Origin of the sequence: Caballeronia sp. (genome assembly GCF_049581465.1) — a bacterium.
Classification (GTDB): domain Bacteria; phylum Pseudomonadota; class Gammaproteobacteria; order Burkholderiales; family Burkholderiaceae; genus Caballeronia.
Window position 1 is genome coordinate 1 of the sequence record NZ_JBAUSA010000413.1, and the last position, 2,693, is coordinate 2,693.

Below are 2,693 nucleotides of genomic sequence, written 5' to 3' on the forward strand. Positions count from 1 at the left end.
GGCGTCGGCGTCGGTGCGGCCGTCAGCGTTTGAAAATTGAGCACGCCGTTGCGGTCGCGGGAAAGCTTCACGTCCGGCTGGACCAGCCGTACATCGTCGAGTTGGTACACATTGCGCAACGGCTCCAGATTTGCCGCGCCCACATGCAACGATCCGGCGGCGAAAAGCGGCGCGTCGCGCTTGTCGGTGACGGCCAGGTCGGCAAGATCGGCGGTTCCTTTTACGCGGATGACCGGCGCGTTGCCCACAAGGGAAAAGCTCAGGTCGAGGTCGGTCGACAACCGCCCGCTTTTCACGGCGATCGGAAGCGCTGCCGGCGCATACGACAGCACGCGGGGCAAATCGAGCCCGTCGAGGCGCAGCGCGATATTCGACTCGCGCGACTCGGCAAACGGCTTGGTCCGGCCGGTAATGGACAGCAGCGAGCCGTCGACGCGCGCCTGCATTGCCGGCCTCACGAACAAGTCCGTGTCCGCCGCAAGATTCGCTATGAACGGAATGCCGATCGACCAGCGATCGACCACGTGTTGCGTGTGGAGGAGCCGGTCATCGAAGTCGATGCGGCCATTTTCCACCCGAATATTCGCTACTGAAAATCGCGCTGGCTTCGATGGTTTATCCGACGGCTTCGAGAATTTATCGACGAGATCGGAGAAATTGAAACGCTGGGCGTCATACCGGACGATATGAAAACGCGGCGAATCGATTTTCAGCTCATTGACGATGGGTGCGAGACGAAACAGCGAAGCCCAGGATGGGCGCACCACCAGCCGCTCGATATCGATGAAATCGGCGCCCTTCACGCCCGGGGAAAGATTGGCCTGCGCCTCGCCAATATGCACGCGATCCGCTTCAAAGCTTAGCGTGTAGGGATTGAGCGCGATCCGCTCAATGCTCGCCGGACGGCCGAGTTGCTCCGAAAGCTGTTGTTCCGCGATATGCCGGATAAGTGGCGGAGCCGCGAAGAACCCGAGCAACCCGATCACGATCAAGGCGATCAGGATCCCGATCAGGATGCGCCGCGTGCGCCCCGCGCTCGCCACGGTGTTCGCTTGTTTGAGCAACGCTTGCGCGGCGGAGGTCAAGGATGTCTTGGAGACGCTTGCCATTCGGCCCTCGTGGCGTGGTAGTGCGCGATAGAGAGATGCGAGCTTCGAGTATAGGTTGGCCGCGGGGCTGGATCCCAGCCCCGCGCCAATCCTCCACCCCCTACTGCCTCTCGATCACCGCCGGCGCCCAGCTACCTTCGATCGCATCCCGCTTCGGCGCGTACAGGCGCAGCATGAGCTGGAAATCGCCATCCGGCGCGGGCAACCAGTTCGGGGAATGTGTCTTCACCGGTGCAGACGCGGACACGACTATATCGACGGAACCATCCTTGTTCTTCTTCAAATGATCGCGATCGCTCAGCGAGAGGCGCGGCGCTTTATCGTCGATGAGCGCACCGTCCTTCGTGTAGGCGGTGAGCGTCCAGAAACCGCGTACGGGCGGAAGCTGGTTCGGCGCGAAGTGCATCACGTACTCGTTCGCGCCGTTGAGCGCGTGGCCGTCGCTGTCGGACCGGGCGACCGGCTTGATTTCCCCTTCCTTCGTGCCGGTGCCCGGCTGGTGCTGCGCGAGATACGCGCGCAGCGTGTAGTCCGTGTCGTAGTTGCCGGCGCCATCACTGAACCAGACCCAGCCATTGCGGCTCACCGCATTCGACGGCAGCGTCGCTACCCGCGCACGGCCATCGGCCATGGCCGCCGCCAGCAAGGCGGCGTCGTCGGAATGGAACTGGACCGGTTCGCCAGCCCTCACGCCCAGGGCCGCGAGCAACTCGACAGCGTGCGGATCCTTCGGCGCGGGCGGATTGTCGTCCATTGCCCGCGCGAGACGGGTGAAGAACGCGTTGGCGTCGAGGGAATCCGGCTGATCGCTGCCGGAAACCACGGTCGGGGTTTTCGCGGTCACATTCGGCCAGGCGCTGCCGGCGGTGGCGGGACTGGTTTTATCGGCCGACGGCGCCTCAATGCTCATGGCCGTCTGCCACTTGTGCGCTTCGCGCACATCGCGCTGACCGTACACCCGCACGCGAATCGACAGCCACACGTAGCGCGTCGGCGTTTCGATACGGCTGACGCCTTCAGGCAAAGCGCCCGTGTAACCCGCCGGGACGAACGCGAGCACCGTGCCTTGCGCCGCGGCGGATCTTGCCGCGCGCGCAGCCTTCGCGCCATGCTTCTTCAGCACCGGCGCAGCCACTTCCGGCGTACGGCCGACGCTGGAATAGATCACATTGGTCCAGGTGTCGAACGCACGGGCATCGAAATAACGCGTGCGCAATGACGCCGCGTTGGGAACATCGGGGAGCGTGGGGAGGTTAGGCAGCGAAACCAGCACCGGACCGCTCGATACATCCAGCCAGGCGGTGGATTCCAGCGTATCGACGCTCGGCAAGCCCGTCGCGCCCACCGGCGGCAGCGCCATGGTGTTGCGCAGCGTGTTCACCGGCGCCTGGCCGGGCCGGGTGCCGTCGCCGCCCGTCGCCTTCTCCCGCGCGATGTCCTGTACGACCAGCGGATAACCGAATACGTAGGCGTCGGCGACCTGATCCTTGCGCCAGCCGTCGCCGCTCTTGATTGCGGGCGCCTGCGACGTCGCGCAACCGACAAGTATTGCCATGCTGCTTAAACTGACGGCTGCCCATAACG

Annotated in this window: 2 protein-coding genes; both read right to left on the minus strand. The window is 64.2% G+C overall.

Annotated elements, in window-relative coordinates:
• A partial coding sequence (locus tag WCA53_RS10345) for a DUF748 domain-containing protein (protein ID WP_423908745.1) occupies positions 1–1,109 on the minus strand: 1,109 nt, incomplete at its 3' end.
• Positions 1,110–1,209: 100 nt separating this feature from the next.
• On the minus strand, positions 1,210–2,693 hold a 1,484-nt coding region (locus WCA53_RS10350; protein ID WP_423908747.1), incomplete at its 5' end, for a DUF1254 domain-containing protein.